We start from the raw sequence: 22,772 nt of genomic DNA on the forward strand, positions 1-22,772 counted from the left end.
AGATAAGACTTCCCACACGGTCAACGTGGTAAGACCCCTTGTAGACGACAAGGTTGATAGGCTGGAGGTGTACGCGCCGTGAGGCGTTCAGCTGACCAGTACTAATAGGTCGAGGGCTTATCCTAAGCCAATGGGCGCAAGCCCGCCTCATATAACATTCGCATCCAGTTTTCAGGGAACACCAAACTCCCAAACCAACCCGTCCTGCACCTGACGCCCGCCCGAGCGGTTGGGGTGTCCCTTGGAGGAGCGAGTTGTTTTGGTCGGTTTTGCCAAAACGTGTTTGAGCGGGGCAAGGGATACCCCGGCCGCTCGGACCACCCAGCAATCAAAAAACGTCTCGTGACAATGGCGGAGAGGTCACACCCGTTCCCATCCCGAACACGGAAGTTAAGCTCTCCAGCGCCGATGGTACTTGGACCGCAGGGTCCTGGGAGAGTAGGTCGTCGCGGGGCGTGCAGTACCTGCACAAGCAGCATGCGGTCATGGCGGAATTGGCAGACGCGCAAGATTCAGGTTCTTGTAGGGGCAACCCTGTGGAGGTTCAAGTCCTCTTGACCGCACCAACCAACCAAACAGCACAAAGAAAACCGCCCACGTGACCCAACCCGTCGCATGGGCGGTTTTCTTATCTCCACACCCACACAATTTTTTGTGATATACTTCATCATTAAGACCCCCCTGCACATACTAGTACCAGACAGCCCAGAAAAGGTGGAACCATGACCCAGCATCAAAAACGCCTCATCCTCGACTATCTGTTCATCACGATCGGCTCCCTCCTCGTCGCCTTCGCCATCACTTGGGTCTTCGTCCCCAACAAAATGGTGACCGGCGGCGTATCAGGCATCGCCATCTTACTGTATCACCTGTTCCAATTCCCGATCTCGATCACCTCACTTGTGATCAACATCCCGCTCTTCTGGGCGGGCTACCGCTATCTCGGCGGCCACGAATTTGCGATCAAAACCCTGTACGGCATCATCGCCGTCACCTTGTTCCTCCAACTCACCGCTCCGCTGCAACTCCATCCCCTCACCGAGAACCCGTTGCTCGCCTGCATCTACGGCGGACTGCTGCTCGGCGCAGGGCTTGGCATCGTGTTCCGGGGCCGGGGAACCACCGGGGGAACCGATCTTGCCGCCCGACTCTTGCAGAGCGTCACCGGCGTCACGGCCGGACAAACGCTGCTCTTCATCGACGGCGCGATCATCGCCGGAGCGGGTCTGATCTTTGGCATCGAGCGCGTCCTGTACGCCTTGATCTCGCTGTATATCACCGGCAAAACGATCGACCTCGTCCAACAGGGCGTCGGCACCAACAAAATCGCCTATATCATCACCGCCGACCGCACCGTCGTGCGCGACGCCATCCTGCACCATCTCAACCGGGGCTGCACCGAACTGCCTGCATTTGGCGGCTATACCGGCGCCGAACGCCCCATGTTGATGACCGTCGTCGCCCAGAGCGAAGTCTCGCGATTAAAAGAGCTCGTCCGCGCCCTTGACCCACGCGCTTTTGTCATCGTCTCCGATGTTCAAGAAGTGCTCGGCGAAGGATTTTCCCGTGCACAGGGAGAAATGACTCCTGAGCAAACCCATACATAATGAATGTGTCTCACTGAATCACACCTGTTCGCGACAATATCTTACATGGAAACGAGGTAGTTACGCATGACCGCCAATCACCCGGTAGATCAACTCGCCATTAACACCATCCGCACCCTGTCGATCGACATGATCGAACAGGCAAAATCCGGTCACCCCGGCCTGCCGATGGGCGCGGCTCCGATGGCCTACACCCTGTGGACCAAACAGATGAACCACAACCCGGCCAACCCGAAATGGGTGGACCGCGACCGCTTTGTGCTCTCTGCGGGTCATGGATCGGCCCTGCTCTACTCCATGCTTCACGTCTACGGCTACAACCTGCCGATCGACGAACTGAAGCGATTCCGCCAATGGGGCAGCAAAACCCCGGGCCACCCGGAATACGGTCACACCGAAGGCGTCGAAGCGACCACAGGTCCGCTCGGACAAGGCATTGCGATGGCAGTCGGCATGGCGATGGCAGAAGCTCATCTCGCGGCGACCTACAACCGCGATGGCCATAACATCGTCGACCACTACACGTACGCCCTCTGCGGCGACGGCGACCTGATGGAAGGCGTGGCAGCCGAGGCGGCTTCCATGGCCGGTCACATGGGCCTTGGCAAACTGGTCGTCCTCTACGACAGCAACGACATCTCCCTCGACGGCCAACTCTCCTTCGCCTTCACCGAGAGCGTCCACAAGCGCTTTGAATCATACGGCTGGCACTACCTGCGCGTCGAGGACGGAAACGACGTCGAAGCGATCAACAACGCCATCGCCGAAGCCAAAGCGGAAACCTCCCGCCCGACCCTGATCGAAGTACGCACGATCATCGGCTACGGCTCCCCGAACAAATCGGGCAAAAAAGACGCGCACGGCTCGCCGCTGGGTGCAGAGGAAACCACCCTGACCAAGCAAGCGTACGGCTGGGAGCACGAACCGTTCCACGTACCGGAAGAGGCGACCCGACACTTTGCCTCCGTTCAAGAAAAAGGCGCGCAAGCAGAAGCGCAGTGGAACGACCGCTTCGCTGTGTATCAAAACGAATATCCGGAACTGGCCGCTCAGTTCTCCCGCGCGATGAAAGGGGAATTGCCGGAGGGCTGGGACAAAGACATCCCGACCTACACCACTGATTCCGCTGCTCAAGCCACCCGCGAAACGTCCGGCGCGGCTCTGAACGGCATCGCGAAAAACCTGCCGACCCTGTTTGGCGGCTCGGCTGACCTCGCGTCGTCGAACAACACCAACCTCAAAGGATTCGACGTGTTCCACAAAGAGGACTACAGCGGCCGCAACATCTGGTACGGCGTCCGCGAACACGCGATGGCAGCTGCGATGAACGGCATCTCTCTGCACGGCGGTCTGATCCCGTTCGGCGGCACCTTCTTCGTCTTCTCCGACTACCTGCGCCCGTCCTTGCGACTTTCCGCGCTGATGAAGCAGCCGGTGATCTACGTGCTCACCCACGACTCGATCGCCGTCGGCGAAGACGGCCCGACTCACGAGCCGGTCGAGCATCTGGCCGCCTTGCGCGTCATGCCGGACGTTCACGTGATCCGCCCGGCCGACGGCAACGAAACGTCGGAAGCGTATCGCTTCGCCATCGAGCAAGGCCAGCTGCCGGTCGCAATGGTGTTGACCCGTCAAAAACTGCCGGTCCTGCCGGGCTCCGCTGAAAAAGCGCGTGACGGCGTCCGCAAAGGCGCGTACGTCCTGCTCGATCCGCAAAACGGCGCCAAACCGCAACTGATCCTCATCGCGACCGGCTCCGAGGTTTCCCTCGCAGTCAAGGCGTACCACGAGCTCAGCGACAAAGGCATCGCCGTCCGCGTCGTCTCGATGCCGAGCATGGACCTCTTCGAACGCCAATCGCAAGACTACAAAGACTCCGTGCTGCTGCCGGACGTCAAAGCGCGTCTCGCCATCGAAATGGGCGTCCCGTTCGGCTGGGAACGCTACACCGGAGACAAAGGCGCGATCCTTGGCATCTCCACGTTCGGCGCCTCCGCACCGGGGGAGAAGGTCATGGCCGAGTACGGATTTACCACCGAAAATGTGGTCGCACTGGCGCACCAAACGCTCCACGCAAACGCATGAGTCAGACAGATCGATAAAAGAAAGGCCCCCATTTCCGGGGGCTTTTTTTACGTTTTTACTGATATGTGATTTCCTTCACAAATCGTTCATTCTTGGTGCGATTTTCACGTTTCGAAGCGGCGAAATCGGGTGTAAGATAGAAATATAAAGAAGGAGGCGGAAACAAGATGAAAAAATCGTTTGCTCTTCTCACCGCGACTGCTGTCGCTGTAGGCATGATCGTCACCGGCTGTGGTTCCGACAAGGAAGCGACCACCGACAAGGCGACCGAAACCACGTCTTCCAACACCAACACCAACTCTGGTTCGACTTCGACCAGCACCGATAAGGCTAAAACCGAAACCCCGGCTGCGACCGGCACCGAGCAAGTGGTCAAACTGACCGCGCTCAAAGACTTCAAATGGGAACTGGACAAGACCGAAGTCAAAGTCGGCCAACCGGTTAAACTGGTCGTCTCCGCAGCGGAAGGCGCGGGCATGCACGGCGTCACCATCCCGGGTACCAGCGTGAAGAACGTCCACGCGATGGCTGGCAAAGAAGAAACCGTGACCTTCACCCCGGACAAAGCGGGCGACCTCACCCTCGAGTGCTCCCTGGCGTGCGGCACCGGTCACATGAAAATGAAGACCACGCTGAAAGTCGTCGAGTAATCGACTTTCGCATCAACAGTACGACAGCACCACGACAGAAAACAACGCCAAACATGCGAATCGCCGATCCCGCGTCGGGTCCGATTCGCATGTTTTTTCTTTTCCCGCCCTTTTTCTTCGACCCATGAAACATAGACAAGTTCTTCCACGTCTTTCCATATGAATAAGATGTTGAAGATGTGGAATGGGGATGGAGGGGCAACACATGGGGAAAATGAGCAAAATTTTGATCGGACTCTTCAGCATGATCTGTTTGTTTGTCGCGGGTCTGGTCGTCGGGTATGCGCTGGTCCAGAGCGGGGTGCTGGATTCGTTGCCGGCGAAAGCGGCGAGCGCTCCGGCTCCAAGCGCGGTGCAACCGCTCAAGGCAGACCCCAATCTGGAGCCTGCCAAACTGCGGGAACAGCGGCTGGCGCATCAAGAAGAGCTGCGGCTGGAGAGAATCAAGCGCTATCAGGAATACCTCGCCACCTTGCCGACCGCGCCGGGGACGGAGATCGGCTCGTTCCAAACGTCACTGGCCGGACACAGCGCAGAGGGGCGGGTGAAAAACATTCAGCTCGCCAACGAAAAACTGAACGGTCGCATCCTGATGCCAGGGGAGGAGATCTCCTTTAATGAAACGCTCGGGGACTCCAACCTGCCGAGCGGCGGCTGGCAATTGGCGACCGTCATCGTCGGCAAAGAATATCAACAAGGCTACGGCGGCGGGATCTGTCAGGTTTCTTCGACACTGTATAACAGCGTGTTGCGCGCCGGTCTGCAAGTGACCGAACGCTACACGCACTCCCTGCCGGTCGGCTATGTCGCGCCGGGGATGGATGCGACCGTGTCGTATCCGGAGCTTGACTTCCGCTTTGTCAATTCGCGCGAGGTGCCGGTGCGCATCCAGACCTATATCGACAAGGGTCTCGTTTTCGCCAAACTGCACGCGCTGCCGGCCCCGCCCCAGTAACAACGCCTGTCTCGCATACGGTGCAAGCCGCCCGAATAGTCTCCTTCTTGCAACCCACAACAGCGGGAAGACGCGCCTGACAGCGCCGCTGTCGGCTGAGCGGTCTGTCGGTCGGCGGCGTGTCCGAGCGGGCGATTGCGCAAGACTCAGGATGGAGGCAACACATGTGGTTGTCACGGCCGTCAGCGGAGGCGGGGCTGACGGCGAGTCTTTCTCTTTTGCGAGTTGTTCCAAGGGAATCAAACAACTATGGCGAAATAGTCAAAGAGTGTTGAAACTCTAAAGAAACAGGAGGTCAACGTGGAACGTTTTGACATTTCGTCTTCTGACAAACAGGCGAACCGTCTCCGGTTGAAAGAGCATTTGGAGACCAGCTTTGATTTTTATAAATCATTATTCAAGATGCATCCGGATGCGATCTATGCGATGGATCCGGAAGGGTTCTTTCTGTGCGCCAACGCCGGGTTTGAGCGGCTGACCGGCTGGAGCGAAGCGCAATACACCCGGATGACGTACCGGATGCTGATTATGCCGGACGAACTGGAGCGCGTGGACGGATATTTTGCGGAAGGCTTGCAAGGGAAGTCGCAGGAGTTCGAGACGAGCATCCTCCGCCGCGACGGCCGCGTCGTGCATCTGCAGATGATCTGCCTGCCGATCTGGATCGACGGCGAGATCGTCGGGGCGCACGGCATCGCCAAGGACATCACTGAGATCAAACAGGCGGAGCAACGGTTGCTCCGCTCGGAAAAGCTCTCCATCGCCGGTCAAGTGGCGGCCGGTCTCGCCCATGAGATCCGCAACCCGCTCACCTCGCTGAAAGGGTTTCTGCAGCTGATGGCGGTCAACAAGCGGGAGAGCGAGGAGTACCTGTCGATCATGATGGCCGAACTGGGCCGGATCGAAGTGATCCTCGGCGAACTGCTCATGCTCGCCAAGCCGCAAGCGGACCGGTTTGCCACGTACGACCTGACGCTGCTTCTCGACGAAGCGGTTTCGTTGCTGAACACACAGGCGGTGCTCTACAACATCGAGATCGTCGTCACGACGGCGTCCGACTTGCCGTTGCTCTTCTGCGATCCGGCGCAGATCAAACAGGTGTTTCACAACTTCCTGAAAAACGCCATCGAAGCGATGCCAAAAGGCGGCCGGATCGCTGTCGACATCAGGCAAGACGGATCGGATGCGGTGCTCCTGCGCTTTGCCGACACCGGCTGCGGGATGTCGAAAGAGCGCGTCGCCGCATTTGGCGAACCGTTTTACACGACCAAGGAAAAAGGGACGGGGCTCGGATCGCTGGTCAGCAGAAAGATCATCGAAAACCACGGTGGCGAACTGCGCGTCCAAAGTGAACTGAACGTCGGCACGACGATTGAAGTCCGGTTGCCGGTGCGGTAGATCAGCTCTGCGCACGCGGGGGCACCCGCATCTCCATCAAGGGCAGCAGGCGACCGGGGATCGCGCTCGAAGGAGCGGTTCCGATGCGGACAGCGCCCATTTTGGCGTAAAAGGCCTCCGCGTACGGATCGGCATCGAACGGAAACCGCGTGATGCCAAGCGAGCAGACCTCGTCGAGCAGATGGGCAAATAACCGTTTGCCATGTCCCTTCCCGATTCTTCGCCGGATCGAGAAAGAGCGCATCGAGGACGCTCTGCTCACCGTTTGGGGTCAGCAAATAATACCCGGCCAGCTCGCCGTCCGCCTCCAGCACAAACGTGAGCGAGTCCTCGATCCGTGCGGGCGTCGGCTTGAGGTCTTCCTCGCACATCGCCAGAAAGTCCGCATCGTAGCCCCAGTGCGCTTTCGAGCGCATGGCGAGCGCGTGCAACGCCAGCCATTCATCCGGCCTTGCGCGACGAATTTTCACATTCATCCGTATTCCCCTCCTTCTTCGTTTCCCTCTAAAGTACCATACTTTTGCCAGCCGATCGGCTACAATAGGGAGCAGGAGGTGTACCGCATGAATCCAACCATCCAACAACTCACCCGGCACCGATCGATTCGCAAATACAAGCCCGATCCGATCCCGCAGGACGCTCTCGACGCGATCCTGCTCTCCGCTCAGATGGCGTCCACGTCCAGCAACGTGCAGGCGTACAGCGTGATCGGCGTGACCGACCCGGATCAGAAAAAACAGGCGGCCGCGCTGTCGGGACACCAAGTCTATATCGAGCAATGCCCGCTGTTTCTCGTCTGGTGCGCCGACCTGAACCGCAACAAACAAGCCTGCGAGATGCAGGGCGCGGACATGGTCTCCGGCACGATGGAAAACCTGCTCGTCGCCACCATCGACGTTGCCCTTGCCAGCCAAAACGCAGCGGTGGCCGCCGAGTCGCTGGGGCTTGGCATCGTCTACATCGGCGGCGTGCGCAATAACCCCCGGGAGATCCGCGATCTGCTCGGTCTGCCGGAACTGGTGTACCCGGTGTTTGGCATGTGCGTCGGCTACCCGGACCAAGAGCCGGACATCCGCCCGCGTCTCGCCACCAGCGCCGTGTATCATGAACATACATATGACGCGGCCAAGACCCGTCAGGAGATCGAGGCATACGATGAGATCACCCGGCAGTATTATCGGGAGCGGACAGGCGGCAAAGTCGATACCAATTGGTCGAAAGGGATCGCAGACAAATTTAAACAGCCCCTTCGCGAGCATATGGCCGCCTTTTTACGGGAGCAAGGATTCGAATTTGACAAATAAAGCCGCATGGAGAGTCATCGACGAGATGGCTCTCTTTTTTTTGATTGCAAGTTCATACATATGCATGTATAATCATTCATATCTTGTGGATATCGATACACAGAGGTGAGCATAGAGATGAAAATCGCTGTTTTGGGAGCGACCGGATATACAGGATTGGAACTGGTGCGGCTGTTGGCGCAGCACCCGGAGTTGGAATTGACCGCTGTGACGTCAGACTCGCAGGCGGATGTGCAGATCGCGGATGTGTATCCGCATTTGACCGACATCGTGCCGCACGTTTTGGAGCGTGTGGAGGCGGAGCGAATCGCGGAGGTGGCCGACGTGGCGCTGACGGCGCTTCCGGCCGGGCTGTCGCGGGAGATCGTGCCGTCGCTGTTGCAGGCCGGGCTGCGCGTAATCGATCTGGCGGGCGATCATCGTCTGCCGTCGGACCTATACGCAGAGTGGTATAAAAAAACACCGCCGGCAGACGATCTGCTGGCGAGCGCGGTCTACGGACTGCCGGAACTGTACGCGGCCGAGATCGCAAACGCGCAACTGGTCGCCAATCCGGGCTGTTACCCGACAGCGACGCTGCTCTCGCTCGTGCCTTTGATGCAAAACGGATGGATCGACCCGGCGACCTTGATCGTCGACGGCAAATCGGGAGTGACCGGTGCGGGCAAGGCGATGCACCCGAGCATTCATTTCGCGGAAGTGAACGAAAATTTCAAAGCGTACAAAGTCGGTGCTCATCAGCACACCCCGGAGATCGAGCGCATTCTCACCCGTGAGAGCCGGACGGGGAAGGAGGTCACGATGACGTTCACGACCCATCTGGTGCCGATGAACCGGGGCATCCTGACGACTTCCTACGCCAACTTGACAGTGGAGCAGACCACCGACGATCTGCTGGCCCTGTATGCAGATTTCTATCGGGATGCGCCGTTTGTGCGCGTGCATCCGGTGGGCCGCTATCCGCAGACGCGCGATGTGTCGGCGAGCAACTACTGCGACATCGGCCTGCACGTCGACCCGCGCACCCGTCGCGTGACGGTGCTCGCCGCCATCGACAACCTCGTCAAAGGCGCGGCCGGGCAAGCGGTGCAAAATGTAAACATTCTCGCGGGCATCGACCAGACGACCGGACTGCGTTCCGTGCCCGTGTACCTATAGTGGAGGAGGAAAGCCCAGCATGAGCCTGATCATTCAACAGACCTTCACCGTCCTGGAAAAAGGCACCGTCACCGCACCGCAAGGATACAAAGCGGCCGGTCTGCACGCCGGGATCAAGAAGAAACGCAAAGACATCGCCCTGATCGTCTCGGAAGTGCCGGCCGCTGCGGCAGGCGTATTTACCACCAACCTCGTGCGGGCCGCGTGTGTTACGCAAAATGAGGCGCAACTGAAAGAGGTCCCGTACCTGCAGGCGATCGTCATCAACTCGGGCAACGCCAACGCCTGCACGGGCGCACAAGGAGAGGCGGACGCGCTGACGATGCGCAACCACACCGCCCAAGAACTCGGCCTGCCGGAGCATGGGGTCGCCATCGCGTCGACCGGCGTGATCGGGGTGCAGATGCCGATGGTGCCGCTGTTGGCGGGCATTTCCCAGGCAACGGAGGAACTGAGCGTGGCGGGCGGCGAGGACTTTGCCCAAGCGATCCTCACCACCGACACCGGCTCCAAAGAGATCGCCGTCCAACTGACCGTCGACGGCCGCCTCGTCACGCTCGGCGGCGCGGCGAAAGGCTCGGGGATGATCCATCCGAACATGGCGACGATGCTGGCGTTTGTCACCACCGACGCGGCCGTCGAACCGGCCGCGCTGCAAACGCTCCTGCGCCGCACGACCGACCAGACCTACAACCGCATCACCGTCGACGGCGACACGTCGACCAACGACATGGTGCTGGTGATGGCGAACGGACTGGCGGGAAATGCGCCGCTTGGCGAACAACATCCGCAATGGGAGGAATTTGCCGCTGCGTTCCGCTATGTCTCGGAAAAGCTGGCGAAAGACATCGCCCGCGACGGCGAAGGCGCGACCAAGCTGATCGAAGTGATCGTGCAAGGCGCGGCCAGCGAACGGATCGCGTCGCAGATCGCCAAATCGATCATCGGCTCTTCTCTGGTGAAAACGGCCGTCTACGGCGCCGATGCCAACTGGGGTCGCATCCTCGCGGCGGCCGGCTACTCCGGCGCGCCGTTCGACCCGGCACGCGTCGACATCTGGCTCGGCTCGATCCAAGTGGCGGAAGGCGGCATGGGCCTCCTCTTCGACGAAGAAGCGGCGAAAGAATATCTGCTCGGCGATCCGGTGACGATCACCGTCGATCTGCACCAAGGCGATCATGCGGCGACCGCATACGGCTGCGACCTGACGTATGATTATGTGCGGATCAACGCCAGCTACCGGACGTGAGGTGAGAGAACATGCTCGTCATTAAATACGGCGGCTCGACGATCCGCACCGACGGATCACCCGATCCGGTGATCGGCGATATCATCGAGCTGCACAAAAAAGGATTGCAGCCGGTCGTCGTCCACGGCGGCGGCAAGGCGATGTCCTCGCTGCTGGAACAGCTCGGGCACCGCTCACAGTTTCTCGACGGCTACCGGGTCACGGACGACGTGACGCTGAAAGTGGCGGCGATGGTGCTGGGCGGCGACATGAACAAACGGCTCGTCGCGGCGTTTCAAGCGGCAGGCTCTGCGGCTGTCGGGATCACCGGCGTCGACGGCGGCCTGCTGACGGTGCAGAAAAAGCACCACTCAGGAGGTGACCTCGGCTTTGTCGGCGAGGTGGAAGCGGTCAACGTCACGCTGATCCACGCGCTCGTCGCCGCCGGTTTCATTCCGGTGATCGCACCGCTTGGCGTCGATGCACAGGGCCAGATCTACAACATCAACGCCGACAGCGCGGCAGGAGCCATCGCGGGGGCACTGGAAGCGGAAAAATTGTATCTGCTCACCGACGTGCCCGGCATCCTGCACGAGACGGAGGCAGGCAGGGAACTGTTGCCGGGAGCGACTCCGGCGCTGATCGCCGACCTGATCGCCGACGGCACCATTTCCGGGGGAATGATCCCGAAGGTCGAGGCCTGCCTCGAAGCGCTCCGGCACGGGGCGGCGCACGTACACATCATCGACGGCAACGACCCGCACGCCTTGCTCCACGAAGCGTTGGATGGGCGGGGCGGCGGCACGATCATTCGAGGGGGAGAGTTGGCGAGATGACACACTTGATGCAGACATACGGACGGTTTCCTGTTGCGTTTGTCAAAGGGGAGGGCATTCACCTCTACGACGCGGACGGCCGCGCCTATCTCGATTTCACCAGCGGCATCGCCGTCACGTCGCTCGGCCACGCGCATCCGAACGTGACCCGCGCCATCGCGGAGCAAGCGGCGACGCTTTTGCACACGTCCAACCTGTACGAGATCCCGCTGCAGGAGCAAGTCGCTGGTAAACTGACTGCGCTCTCCGGGCTCGACCGCGCCTTTTTCTGCAACTCCGGCGCGGAGGCCAACGAAGCGGCGATCAAACTGGCTCGCAAATACAGCACGGAGACATACGGCTCGCACAAATACGAGATCCTCACCCTCCACGAGAGCTTCCACGGTCGCACGATGGCGACGCTGACGGCGACGCCAAGACCAAAATTTCAAGAGGGATACGCCCCGCTGATGCCGGGTTTCCGCTATGTGGAGAAAGACCTCGACGCCATCAAAGCGGCGCTGTCCGACCAGACCTGCGCGATCCTCGTCGAGACGGTGCAAGGCGAAGGCGGCGTCCTGCCGCTGGGTCGTGAATTCCTGCAAGGGCTGCGCGCGCTCTGCGATGAAAAGGGCATCCTGCTGCTCATCGACGAGGTGCAGACCGGCATCGGGCGGACCGGCACGCTGTTCGCTTTCGAGCAAGCGGGCATCCTGCCTGACATCGTCTCGCTGGCCAAAGCGCTCGGCAACGGCGTCCCGGTCGGCGCGATCCTCGCCAAAGAGCACGTCGCCGCCGCGTTCACGCCCGGGACGCACGGCTCCACATTTGGCGGCAACCCGCTGGCGATGGCGGCGGCCAACGCCGTGCTCGACACCATCGCCGAGGAGGGCCTGCTGGAGCACGTGCAGCAGATGGCCGCCTATTTGGAATCGCGCCTCGACGAGCTGGTCGCTGCCCACGACTTCATCCTGTCGCAACGCGGACACGGCCTGATCCGCGGCCTGCTCTTTGATCGTCCGGCGGGCCCTTTGGTGAGCAAGTGCCTCGAATACGGCCTGCTCGTCCTCACCGCCGGCGAAAAGACCCTGCGTTTCCTGCCGCCGCTGACGGTGACGGAGGCGGATATCGATCTGATGATGCAACTGTTGCAGGAAGCGCTTGCGGATTAAGGTAGTAGGATTTCAAAAAAGGTTCTCTCGAAAAATACTATCGAGAGAACCTTTTTTAGAAATTCTGTATAATAGAGTCTAAAGGGTGCGCCTGACCGAACAACTCAAGGAGTTTCTTGAAGAAACGAGGGAGAAAAAGTGCAACAATACCTTGCGGGTCGTCATAATTTTGATATTTTATCTGTAGAAAAAGATACTCCAATATCAGGAAAGTTGTTTGTTGACCAGAGACCGGATAAGGATTTAAAAGCAAAGCGTTTCGTAATTAACCATTCGACATTTGCAAACATGTCGTTTAAATCATCTAGTTTTATTGCAAGCAACCTATCATTCTGTGTTTTTATTGGATGCTATTTCAGAAGAACTTACTTTGAGGCAACACTCTTTACTGGATGCAAATTTATTGATTGTGTTTTTGATGATATTACCTTGGTTGGGTGCGATATGAGGTATTCAACGTTTGAGAATTGCTACATTGATTATGATGTACTTATTGGCTCTCTCCCGGTTCCGTCTAATATTAGGTGGAAAATGTGTACAAACCTTGCGCTTGAAAGTTTGCGTTCTGGCGATTCAGAACAATATAGGAAATATTTTTTTGAAGAAATGAAATCGAGCGAAGAGCATTATTGGGACATGGTAATACAGAGGGGGAAGTGGTACAAGGACAAGTATGACACGGTAGATCGGTTCCTTGGCCTATTTAAGTTCACAAAAAGCAAAATGTCAAAGTATCTTTGGGGGTATGGTGAAAAAATTAGCCACCTTGTTATTGTGATACTTTCAGTTATACTTATTTTTTCGGTAATTTATTATGCTCAAGTGGATGTTTTTAAAGAAGCTAATAGTTCAACCGCTGCTGCAAAATCTCTAGACTTCTCAGAAAGTTTATATCTAAGCTTCTGCAACTTCATAACGATTACTTCTGACTTCACAACTAACAATGCATTTGTCCGATTAATCACCGCTATAGAAGGAGTCTTAGGAGTGGTTTTGATGGGGTTCTTTGTTGCTGCCTTGTTCAGATTTATCAATAGGAGGTAGTGGTTAAAATGATACAGTTTTCGGTGTTAGGTGAAACGTATCGTTTGGCAACTGATATTGAGGCGATTTGTTTGTTTGGCTCGGTTGCAAGAGGTGACAATGATGAAAATAGTGACATTGACTTGCTTATCGTTGTTGAAGATTGTGATGAGCAGAGCCTAATTGACTACAAAGCAAAAATAATCGAGGAACTCAACGTACCGTATCATTGGGTTTCTTTGTATCGAAAGTCATCAATAATAGACATGCACCGATATGGCTCCTATTTTCTTTGGCATGTGAAAACAGAGGGCAAGATTCTTTTTTCGAAAAATGGTTTCTTAGAGAAGGTCTTTACGGACCTCCCACCATATAATAAAACAAGAGAAAACCTTACTGATTATCTAGAGGTGTGTAGAGATATAGAAAGCTCCTTGGAAAGAGATTCGCTTACTTTGGGATATGATTTATCAATTCTTGCTTCAATAGCCCGAAACACATGTATTGCGATTAGTTATTTGTTTGGCGAGTTGGATTTTGGAAGAATTACATGTGTGGAAAAATGTTTGAAATTCCTCGGAGCCCAATTTCCGTTTAGTTTGGGGGAGTATGAGGAACTTTATAAATATCGTATAATGGAAACAAGGGGATATGGAGTGGTGACCCATATTTCGGATATCGATAAAGAGCTTTATGTAAGAGAGTGGTTGTTGAAGATCGAATCACTGCTCAATGTTGCATTGAAAATCGAAAAAGAAAGGGGAGTTGGGAATGATGATCAAAGATAGAGAAGTTGTCCTGAATGAAATCGATACTGTTCTTGAGTCGGGTAATCTAAGACCATATGTTTTTAGAACAAGATTAGAAAGAGTCTTGGTTAGAATCACTGCATTATTGGAGGATAACAATAAAAAGGCAGAGGTAGTAAGCAAATGCAATGATATCAGGAGAAAACTTAACTACATCTCTGATAAGAGCAACCAAACTCCCGATGGCACTCTGAACAGTTACATTTTCCTAAAAGGTGAAATTGAGTCGCTCAAACAAATGGTGAAGTAGGTTCTCTACATTGCATAGATAATGAATGTTTCGTTTCTAAATAAACATTCCTGAAGGTAAAGTGTGTAGATTATTCCTACACGCTTTTTCCATTAGGAATGATGAAGGTGGTTGCGTGATAATCGGGGTATACCTCAAACGGGATTGTGAAGATGTGTTATTCGATTGTTAAGTCTAATCCCTCAAGTCACTGCTTGAGGGATTTTTTTCTGTCCCTGAAACGGCTGTAACCATCGTGGCGACCATAGTGTCAGAAACATTAGAAAATAACGAGAATAGAGACACAAAAAAGGTGGGGGACGATGTGGGGCATCTGTTGGAAGTGCGCGATCTGAGCATCGCGTTTCGCAAACTAGAGAAAAAGAGCAAAGATCTCCCGCTCACTCCGGGGATCGACAACGTGTCGATCACGCTGCAAAAAGGGGAGACGCTCGGTCTCGTCGGTGAGTCGGGCTGCGGCAAAACGCTGTCGTCGCTGGCGGTGATGGGACTTTTGCCCGACAGCGCGGCGGTGACCGGGGGGCGGATCGGCTTTGACGGGGAGGACCTGCTCGAACTGCCGGAGCGCGACCGCAACAAAGTGCGCGGGGCACGGATCGGCATGATCTTTCAAGACCCGATGACCTCGCTGTCGCCGTACTACACGGTCGGCAACCAGATCATGGAGGGCATGCGCTACCATCTCGCCCTCTCGAAAAAACAGGCTCGCAAGCGCGGCCTGGAACTGCTGCAAAAAGTCGGCATCCCGGCGCCCGAGCGCGTCTTTGATGAATATCCGAGCCAACTGTCCGGCGGCATGCGCCAACGGGTGATGATCGCCATCGCGATCTCCTGTGAGCCGGACCTGCTGATCGCCGACGAGCCGACCACCGCGCTCGACGTGACGACGCAGGCGCAGATCTTGGAACTGTTACACCATTTGCAAAAAGAAAACGGCATGGCGATGATCCTGATCTCTCACGATCTCGGAGTGATCGCCGAGATGTGCCAGCGGGTCATCGTGATGTACGCGGGCCAAGTGATCGAAGAAGGCCGCACCCGCGAGCTGTTCCACGACCCGGCGCATCCGTACACGCAGGCTCTGCTCGCCGCCACGCCGCGCCTCGATACCAAGCAGGAGCGATTTTACCAGATCCCCGGCCAAGTGCCGCCGCCGTCCGAGTGGGGCGCGGCCTGCCGCTTCCTGGCCCGCTGCCCGAAGGCGACGCACGAGTGCCAACACGCGCCGAGCCTGCTCACCCTCGGCGGCGGACGTCAGGCTCGCTGCTGGTACGCAGGCGACACCTCCACCGGGCGAGAGGAGGCGCGACGCGCATGACCGAGCCGCTGTTGTCCGTTCGCGATCTGAAGATGCATTTTCCACTGAAAAAAGGGTTTCGCCGCACCGGCACGGTCTATGCGGTCGACGGCGTCTCCTTTGACCTCCGCAAAGGGGAGACGCTCGCCCTCGTCGGCGAGTCCGGCTGCGGCAAATCGACGACCGGCCGCACCGTGCTCCGCCTCGAAGAAGCGACGGCCGGTTCGATCCGCTTTGAAGGTCGCGACGTGCGTGCCCTGTCCAAAAAAGAGCTGTTCACTTTGCGCCGCGACATGCAGATCGTCTTTCAAGACGCGTATTCATTTCTCAACCCGCGCCTGACGATCGGAGAGGCGATCGCCGAGCCGATGGAAGTTCACGGCCTCTATGACCGCGCCGAACGCGCCCGCCGCGTCGAGGAGCTGCTCGACATCGTCGGGCTGAGCCCCGCCTATGCCAAACGCTACCCGCACGAGTGCTCCGGCGGCCAACGCCAGCGTCTCGGCATCGCCCGTGCGCTGACGTTGCAGCCCAAGCTGATCGTCGCCGATGAGCCGGTGTCCGCGCTCGACGTGTCGGTGCAGTCGCAGGTGCTCAATCTGTTTCAAGACCTCAAGGAGCGATTTGGCCTGTCCTATCTCTTCATCTCCCACGACCTGTCTGTCGTCCGCCACGTCGCCGACCGAGTGGCCGTGATGTATCTCGGCAAAATCGTCGAACTGGGCACCGCCGAGCAGGTGTTTGGCGAGACGGCGCATCCCTACACCAAGGCGCTGCTGTCCGCCGTGCCGCAGCATGAGGTGGCCGTCGCCCGCGAGCGGATCGTGCTGCAGGGCGAGGTCCCGAGCCCGATCCAACCGCCGAGCGGGTGTGCGTTCCATACCCGCTGCCCGGTTGCCACCGAGCTGTGCCGCGTGTCGGTGCCCGCTTTGGACGAGATCACGGAGGGGCATTTCACCGCCTGCCACTACGTCGAAAAGGGGGTGTCGGCATGAGAACGCTGGCAAAGATCGGCTGGACCCTCGGCCGCAATCTGATCGGCTTTCTGGTGATCTCGCTGTTGATCTCCTTGATCGCCTTTGTGCCGATGGCGGTGGATATCAAGCCGGGCCTGCAGGACACCTGGAGCTTTAACGCGAGCCTCTACCAACGCGAGGTCGCCTCCTTTGTCACCGGTCTTGTCAAAGGCGATCTCGGCGAGGTCCCGCAGCGGTTGCGCTGGATGGAGACGCAGCCGAACGGACTGCTCTCCGTCGTGCAAAATCTGGTCGAGCGCTCCGTGCGCACCTTGATCCCCGCCGTGATCTTTGGCGTCGGTGTCGGCGTGCTGCTGGCGGCTGCCACCGCCTTTTTGCCCGCGTGGGCCAAACGGGTGCTCGGCACGTCCAATCAGATCCTCTTCTCCGTGCCCGACCTGCTGATCATCTTCGTCCTCCAATACCTGGCGATCCAACTGGACAAATGGGCCGGTTCGCCGATCATTCAGGTCGTCGAGATCGCCGGCCGACCCGCGCTGGTCCTGCCGATCGCCTGCGTGGCGACGCCGATCGCCGCTTACATCTACCGCTACACGGTGCAAGCCTGCGCGGAAGCCGCTTCTCAGGAATACGTGCGCACCGCCCGGGCCAAAGGATTGCCCAACTCGATCCTCTTTTTCAAGCACATTCTGCGTCCGGCCTGCGACTCGATCCTCGCCGTCACGCCGAAGATGGTCGCCGTGGCCGCCTCTTCGCTCCTGATCGTCGAGCGGCTGTTCAACATCGTCGGCATCACTAACCTGTTCACGCACAGCGTGCGCGTGCCCTTTATCGCCAAAATGCTGGCCACCGTGCTGATCGTGCTGGCAGCCGTCGTGTTTCTCACCAATATCACCACAGGGCTCCTGCGGCTGTGGATCAATCCGGCCTTGAGAAAGTGAGGGGAGACAAATGACTCAGACTTGGAATCGTTCGCTGATCCTTGGCGTCGGCGGGACACTGGTCCTGCTGTTCGTCATCCTGTTCGGTCCGCTGCTGGCTCCCTACACGATGGAGCACTTCGGTTTGTTTCAAACGATCACCATGCCGGACGGCACGCCGAAGATGGCGTCGGCTCCCTTCCCGCCGTCCAAAGACTATCCCCTCGGCACCGATCTCACCGGCCGCGACATCCTCTCGATCCTCTTGCTCGGCGCGAGAGTGACCGTCACGTTTGCTGTCGTCGTGGCTTTGGTGCGCATCGTGTTCGGGTTTCCGCTGGGGTATCTGTGCGCGATGTTCCCGCGCACCGTCGGCTGGGCAAACGAAAAGCTGTCCACGGCGTTTACCACCGTGCCGGCCGTGATGTTCGTCGCCTTGCTGGCCGGGATCTTCAACCTGTCGGACGCGCTGACCCCGATGCAAAACATCGTCATGCTCGCCCTGCTGACCGCGCTGGTCGGGCTGTTCCCGTCGGCCAACGTCCTGCACAAAAAGATGGAGACGCTGATGCAGTCTCCGTTTCTGGAAGGGCAGCGGGCCATCGGCAGCGGCAGATGGCGCATCTTGCGCAAACACCTCCTGCCGCATCTGTCTTCGTACACGCTGGTGCTGTTCGTCAGCGAGATCGCGCAGGTGTTATGGCTGGTGACGCAGCTCGGATTTCTCTACATCTTTATCGGCGGTGCGATCTTTAACGAGGCCGGTCCGCCGAGCATGAGATATGCGCAGGAATGGGCGGGCAACATGGCGACGCAGATCCGCGCCATCCGCACGAGCACGATGGTGGTGCTCTATCCGGTGCTGGCGATGTCGTTTGCGATCCTCTCCTTCAATCTGCTGGCAGAAGGCATCCGCCAGCGCAACGACGCTCGCTGGGGGATCCGGTAAACGCAAACACAGTCATGAAAAAAAGACCAACTTCGCGAAAGGAAGTTGGTCTTTTTCTTCTCTGCACTACGCCTTGACGACGATGGTGCCGCCGATGTAGTCGTGCAGACCGCGCTTGTCTTCGCCGAGCGCGATCAGGTAGCCGATCAGGAAGGTGATGCTGTTGACCCAACGGCCGATGACTTCACGCAGCAGGAGACGTCCGAAGGAGACGCGTGCGCCGTCTTTGCGGACGATGCGGATGCCGAGGATTTTTTTGCCGAGCGTCTGCCCGTTCATGATCGCCGGCAGAACCACCGAGTACAGAGCAGCCGCGACAAAGACGAACAGGTAGCCGATCAGGAACACGACCAGTTGTTCCTCTTCCGTGCCGTCGACCGACAGAGCGCCGACCATGAAGATGCCGATCAGGATGCTGGCGATGATCCCCACGAGGATCGAGTCGATCAGCAGGGCACCCAAACGGATGCCAAAAGATGCCTTAGTCATATTTGCCTCCAAATTAATAAAGATTTATTTCATGGATAAGTATAGCACAATACAGTACTATCCAGCAATTGGGAATTACAAGTTTTAACAAAAAGTGCGGAAAGTAACAGATAATTCATAGTTTTGAAGAGGCGGTTTGTGTTACGATGGGGGTATAAGGGTGTGTTACGTGAGCAAAGGAGTGAAGAGCCTTGAAACGTCTGGGGACCTTTTTGAAAGAATGGATGTCTGTGATTTGCGTCATCGTCTTTGTGCTGCTGTTCAGCACATACGTTGGCAACGCCGCCTACATCCCGTCGGAGTCGATGGTGCCGACCTTGCACGTCCACGATGTCGTCGGCGTCAACAAAGCGATCGATCCGCAAGAGGATTTGGCTGTGGGCGACGTGGTAGTCTTCTACCCGCCGCTGAACGAACGATCGGAGGAACTGTTCATCAAACGGTTGATCGGCAAAGGCGGCGACACCATCGAGATCCGCGACGGCGTGCTGATCCGCAACGGAGAGCCGGTCGTCGAGCCGTACCTGCGCGAGGAAAAGATGAACTACCAATACGGCCCGATCACCGTCCCGGAAGGCAAGTTCTTCTTCCTCGGTGACAACCGCAACGAAAGCCTCGACTCCCACCTCTGGCCGACCCCGTTCGTCGAAGAGGAAAAGATCGTCGGCAAGGCGCAGTTTAAAATGTACCCGTTTGACGAGATCGGATCGGGTTTTTCGGAGTAGGATCGCTTGCGTGGATAGACGGAGTTGTGATAGCATAAAAATAACAAATGGAGCCGAGGGTGATACTCGGCTCCACATGTAACAACTGACCTGGGGCATTCCTCCGCGTCTGTTGTACAATCGGGAGAAAGTAGCCACCAAGGGCCTAGGAAACCATTGGGTGGCTACTTTTTTATTTCAAGACGACGAAGACGAACGTGAGCAAGGCAATCAAAAACATGCCGAATTGCAGCATGAGAGCCAAGACGGTCAACACGGTGTTGTCAGTCTTCTTCATCTGTGCCTCACCTCCTTATGCGGAGGAAAGACGAGCACCCAATGTGTTCAGTTGTTGGTTGTTACAAGCATCAGTATAGCAATCGTGTTTATGCTTGCCCAGTAGTTTTATAGTTTTAAGTAAAGTGGAAATACATTCATAGAATAGAGCCCTCTTCTTAAGATGAAGAGGGCTCTCTTTGATTTTCCTTTTGCGTGATTTTGTACATCACCTACATTGTCTATGTAAGTACAACTAATGTTGAAAGATTATAATTGACAGACGCATATATTTCATTATAAATTTACACCACAACAGAAAATATTAGATAAAACAGGAGGTACATCCAACATGTCGCGCAAGAAAACTTGGGTTGTCTTGACGGGCTCTGTGCTGGCAGCCGGGGCATTGCTCGGGAGCTTGGGCCAGAGCGCTTCCACGTCGTCGTACGGGAACGTGCTCGCAATGGCGTCGGTGACGGTGGTGGAGGAGGGGCAAGAGATGGTCGTCCTCACGCAGCCGACGCAAAAGCAACTGAACGAACTCAACCGCCTGCTCGCGGGAAATCCGACGCTCACCGAAGACCGCCATGCGTATCGCAAAGTGTTTGAGGTGAAAGCAAAGGGTCTCGACCAGCAAAAAAACAAAGCGGACAAGGCGCTCAAACGCCACTCCGTCTCCTTCACGGAAGAGCTGTCCGGCGAAGAAGTCGTGCTCGACCTCATGTCCTACGACACGCAAAACGGCAAGAAGTTCGCCGAAGAGCCGGGCTCGGCCACGCCGAAACTGCACAAAAACCCGCAGGTGGAGGGGCAGTTCCTCTTTGAGAAAAACTCGGGCCTCTACCTGCTCGACACCAAGACGATGAAAGTCAAACCGGTCGGCGATCATCAAAAGCGCGTGCAACTGATGAAAGAACAGCACGCCGCCACCGACCACAACGATCACCAGCACGAGCGTCTGCTCTACTTCGCCGCCCAGCCGGTCTGGTCGGCTGACGGCAAACAGGTCGCGTTTGTCTCCAACCGCGACGCGTACGAGACGGACAAGCCGGGCCTGGAGTCGCTCTACGTCCTCGACGTTGCGACCGGCGTGGAAACCAAAGTCCTCGGCGGCGGCGATCTGGCAGCGGCCAGACCGTTTGGCTGGACGGCTGACGGAGAGATCCTGCTGACCGAGTACCGCTGGATCAACAACGCGCCCGACGCGACGCTGGTCCGCTACAACCCGCAGACCAAACAGCGTCAGGAGACGGCAAAAGGCGAGTACGTCGCGCTGTCCGATGACAAAGCGACCCTGCTCTACACCACGGGCCAAGGCGAAAACGTGAAACTCTACGCCCACTCCCTCCTCACCGGCAAATCGGAGCTGCTCTACAAAGCGTCGAACGGCGAAGTGCTGCGCTCCTACATGGCGGACTTCTCCGCAGACGGCACCCGCGTCGTGTTCGACGTGCAGCGCAACGACGATGCCGCGCAGTCGCTGGTCGTCTATGATCTCACCTCCAAATCGGAGCAACGTCTGACGATCCCGGCAGGCAAACAGCTCACCGGCCAAGTCGTGTTTGCTGGCGACCAACTGGTAGTTCCGGTGGAGAGCCTGAAAGATCTGACGGCGGAGACGCTGCTCATGTCGGTCAATTAAAAAGGGAGGATGGAAGAGATGAAAAAGCTGATCGCCTCAGTACTGGCTCTGACTGTCATCGCGCCGACGACCGTTTTGGCGGCTGACTACTCGATTGTCTTCACCGGCACGACCACGGGGGCCGGAACGATCAACCTCGGCAACCCGCACAGCACCTATTTCACCGTCACTTCGAAATTCAACCAGCCGCGCAACGTCAACGGCACCAACCCGCATCGCGGCACCGACCTCGGGGCTCCTTACGGCGAGTCGATCTATGCGAGTTGGAACGGCTGGGTGACCTATACGAATATCGGCGCGTACGACCTGATCGTCTACCTCGACATCAACAACGACGGGCTGAAAAATGACAATGCCTACATCAAATACGACCACATCTCCGCCATTCACGTCGCGAACGGAGCGGCGATCACCAAAGGGCAGCGCATCGCGTCGACCGGCAACGAAGGCGGGGTCTATGCAGCACATACGCACTTTGGCGTGATGAAGGACTCCGGCGCGGACGGCACGCCCGATTATTGGGTGCGCAATGAGCCGTATTACCGCACGGTGGCGGCGTGGGATTACGGGAAGGAGCTCGACTTTATCTCCTACTCGACGTACAACAGCAACACGGGCTCGGTCTATGCGTACGCGCATGACTCCGGCGGTGCGGAAACGTTGGCGGCGACCGACGTCACCTTCTTCCATCGCAAAGCGGGCACGGCAACATGGACCGCTTCGACGCCGACCAAGAACGGCAACCAATTTACGCTGAACTTCACAGGCAAATACCCGGCCGGCACCTCGATTCACTGGATGGTTCGTGCCAACCGCCCGTCTGTCATCAGCACCGGCAAGCCTTATTGGGCGTTTCACAATCCCAAATTTGCTCAGCCGGACTACGACCCGAACGCGACGGCGTACGCGTACGACTACTTCACCAACACGGTGCAGTAAGATTCGGCAAAACGACGACAAACCCCGATCTGATTCGGGGTTTTCTTATTTTTTTGTCATGGGATCTTCATCTTGTCTCATAAATTTGTATGGTAAGATATAGGAAGGTTATAAATCTACTA

General features: G+C 57.2%; 22 protein-coding genes, 1 tRNA gene and 2 rRNA genes. 23 read left to right on the top strand and 2 right to left on the bottom strand.

The window, feature by feature from the left end; all coding sequences use genetic code 11:
• The 20 genes from OS242_RS18930 to OS242_RS19025 all read left to right on the top strand — a co-directional run.
• Positions 1–125, top strand: a 23S ribosomal RNA gene (locus OS242_RS18930); the annotation flags it as partial.
• Positions 126–338: 213 nt separating this feature from the next.
• A 5S ribosomal RNA gene (gene rrf / locus OS242_RS18935) occupies positions 339–455 on the top strand.
• 24 nt (positions 456–479) lie between these two features.
• A tRNA-Leu gene (locus tag OS242_RS18940) sits at positions 480–566 on the top strand.
• A gap of 156 nt (positions 567–722) precedes the next feature.
• Positions 723–1,607 (top strand): YitT family protein, encoded by an 885-nt coding sequence (locus OS242_RS18945; protein ID WP_267153268.1) that lies wholly within the window; start codon positions 723–725, stop codon positions 1,605–1,607.
• 66 nt (positions 1,608–1,673) lie between these two features.
• Positions 1,674–3,692, top strand: a complete 2,019-nt coding sequence (gene tkt, locus OS242_RS18950) for a transketolase (RefSeq protein WP_267153269.1) — start codon at positions 1,674–1,676, stop codon at positions 3,690–3,692.
• Between the two features lie 167 nt (positions 3,693–3,859).
• Positions 3,860–4,342 carry a cupredoxin domain-containing protein gene (locus tag OS242_RS18955; protein ID WP_267153270.1) on the top strand — a complete coding sequence of 161 codons (483 nt, stop codon included), beginning with the start codon at positions 3,860–3,862 and terminating at the stop codon, positions 4,340–4,342.
• Between the two features lie 205 nt (positions 4,343–4,547).
• Positions 4,548–5,297: a VanW family protein gene (locus OS242_RS18960; protein WP_267153271.1), complete on the top strand. Its 750-nt coding sequence runs from the start codon at positions 4,548–4,550 to the stop codon at positions 5,295–5,297.
• A 300-nt stretch (positions 5,298–5,597) separates the two neighbouring features.
• Positions 5,598–6,695, top strand: a complete 1,098-nt coding sequence (locus tag OS242_RS18965) for an ATP-binding protein (protein WP_267153272.1) — start codon at positions 5,598–5,600, stop codon at positions 6,693–6,695.
• A gap of 563 nt (positions 6,696–7,258) precedes the next feature.
• Complete coding sequence (gene nfsA, locus OS242_RS18970; RefSeq protein ID WP_267153273.1) at positions 7,259–7,999, top strand: oxygen-insensitive NADPH nitroreductase; 741 nt, start codon at positions 7,259–7,261, stop codon at positions 7,997–7,999.
• A gap of 117 nt (positions 8,000–8,116) precedes the next feature.
• Positions 8,117–9,157, top strand: a complete 1,041-nt coding sequence (gene argC, locus OS242_RS18975; protein ID WP_267153274.1) for an N-acetyl-gamma-glutamyl-phosphate reductase — start codon at positions 8,117–8,119, stop codon at positions 9,155–9,157.
• 19 nt (positions 9,158–9,176) lie between these two features.
• Positions 9,177–10,406, top strand: coding sequence for a bifunctional glutamate N-acetyltransferase/amino-acid acetyltransferase ArgJ (gene argJ, locus OS242_RS18980; protein WP_267153275.1), 1,230 nt, complete (start codon positions 9,177–9,179; stop codon positions 10,404–10,406).
• A gap of 11 nt (positions 10,407–10,417) precedes the next feature.
• A complete protein-coding gene (gene argB / locus OS242_RS18985) occupies positions 10,418–11,221 on the top strand; it encodes an acetylglutamate kinase (protein ID WP_267153276.1) in 804 nt (267 codons plus the stop codon).
• Positions 11,218–12,372 carry an aspartate aminotransferase family protein gene (locus OS242_RS18990; RefSeq protein ID WP_267153277.1) on the top strand — a complete coding sequence of 385 codons (1,155 nt, stop codon included), beginning with the start codon at positions 11,218–11,220 and terminating at the stop codon, positions 12,370–12,372. The genes argB and OS242_RS18990 overlap by 4 nt, the downstream gene beginning before the upstream one ends.
• A gap of 138 nt (positions 12,373–12,510) precedes the next feature.
• Positions 12,511–13,416: a pentapeptide repeat-containing protein gene (locus OS242_RS18995; RefSeq protein WP_267153278.1), complete on the top strand. Its 906-nt coding sequence runs from the start codon at positions 12,511–12,513 to the stop codon at positions 13,414–13,416.
• An 8-nt stretch (positions 13,417–13,424) separates the two neighbouring features.
• The gene (locus OS242_RS19000; protein ID WP_267153279.1) at positions 13,425–14,183 is read left to right on the top strand and encodes a nucleotidyltransferase family protein; all 759 of its coding nucleotides are present in this window, start codon (positions 13,425–13,427) and stop codon (positions 14,181–14,183) included.
• Complete coding sequence (locus OS242_RS19005) at positions 14,167–14,454, top strand: hypothetical protein (RefSeq protein WP_267153280.1); 288 nt, start codon at positions 14,167–14,169, stop codon at positions 14,452–14,454. The genes OS242_RS19000 and OS242_RS19005 overlap by 17 nt, the downstream gene beginning before the upstream one ends.
• A gap of 304 nt (positions 14,455–14,758) precedes the next feature.
• Entirely contained in the window at positions 14,759–15,772 is a 1,014-nt protein-coding gene (locus OS242_RS19010) for an ABC transporter ATP-binding protein (protein ID WP_267153281.1), read from the top strand.
• Complete coding sequence (locus tag OS242_RS19015) at positions 15,769–16,746, top strand: ABC transporter ATP-binding protein (RefSeq protein WP_267153282.1); 978 nt, start codon at positions 15,769–15,771, stop codon at positions 16,744–16,746. Before OS242_RS19010 ends, OS242_RS19015 begins: the two co-directional genes overlap by 4 nt.
• Positions 16,743–17,669, top strand: a complete 927-nt coding sequence (locus tag OS242_RS19020) for an ABC transporter permease subunit (RefSeq protein WP_267153283.1) — start codon at positions 16,743–16,745, stop codon at positions 17,667–17,669. The genes OS242_RS19015 and OS242_RS19020 overlap by 4 nt, the downstream gene beginning before the upstream one ends.
• 10 nt (positions 17,670–17,679) lie before the next feature.
• On the top strand, positions 17,680–18,597 hold the full coding sequence (locus OS242_RS19025; RefSeq protein WP_267153284.1) for an ABC transporter permease: 918 nt from the start codon (positions 17,680–17,682) through the stop codon (positions 18,595–18,597).
• 66 nt (positions 18,598–18,663) lie between these two features.
• Here the strand turns inward: OS242_RS19025 and OS242_RS19030 are convergent, their stop codons facing one another.
• Positions 18,664–19,086 (bottom strand): RDD family protein, encoded by a 423-nt coding sequence (locus tag OS242_RS19030; protein ID WP_267153285.1) that lies wholly within the window; start codon positions 19,084–19,086, stop codon positions 18,664–18,666.
• Positions 19,087–19,277: 191 nt separating this feature from the next.
• Here OS242_RS19030 and lepB point away from each other — a divergent pair, with 191 nt between their 5' ends.
• Complete coding sequence (lepB, locus tag OS242_RS19035; RefSeq protein ID WP_267153286.1) at positions 19,278–19,811, top strand: signal peptidase I; 534 nt, start codon at positions 19,278–19,280, stop codon at positions 19,809–19,811.
• Between the two features lie 172 nt (positions 19,812–19,983).
• Here the strand turns inward: lepB and OS242_RS19040 are convergent, their stop codons facing one another.
• Positions 19,984–20,088, bottom strand: coding sequence for a putative holin-like toxin (locus tag OS242_RS19040; RefSeq protein WP_267153287.1), 105 nt, complete (start codon positions 20,086–20,088; stop codon positions 19,984–19,986).
• A gap of 330 nt (positions 20,089–20,418) precedes the next feature.
• Here OS242_RS19040 and OS242_RS19045 point away from each other — a divergent pair, with 330 nt between their 5' ends.
• Both OS242_RS19045 and OS242_RS19050 read left to right on the top strand, forming a co-directional pair.
• On the top strand, positions 20,419–21,711 hold the full coding sequence (locus OS242_RS19045; RefSeq protein ID WP_267153288.1) for a TolB-like translocation protein: 1,293 nt from the start codon (positions 20,419–20,421) through the stop codon (positions 21,709–21,711).
• Between the two features lie 18 nt (positions 21,712–21,729).
• Complete coding sequence (locus OS242_RS19050; RefSeq protein WP_267153289.1) at positions 21,730–22,650, top strand: M23 family metallopeptidase; 921 nt, start codon at positions 21,730–21,732, stop codon at positions 22,648–22,650.
• The last annotated feature ends 122 nt before the right edge of the window (positions 22,651–22,772 follow it).

The organism is Tumebacillus lacus (assembly GCF_026410385.1).
In the GTDB taxonomy this organism is placed as follows: Bacteria; Bacillota; Bacilli; order Tumebacillales; family Tumebacillaceae; genus Tumebacillus; species Tumebacillus lacus.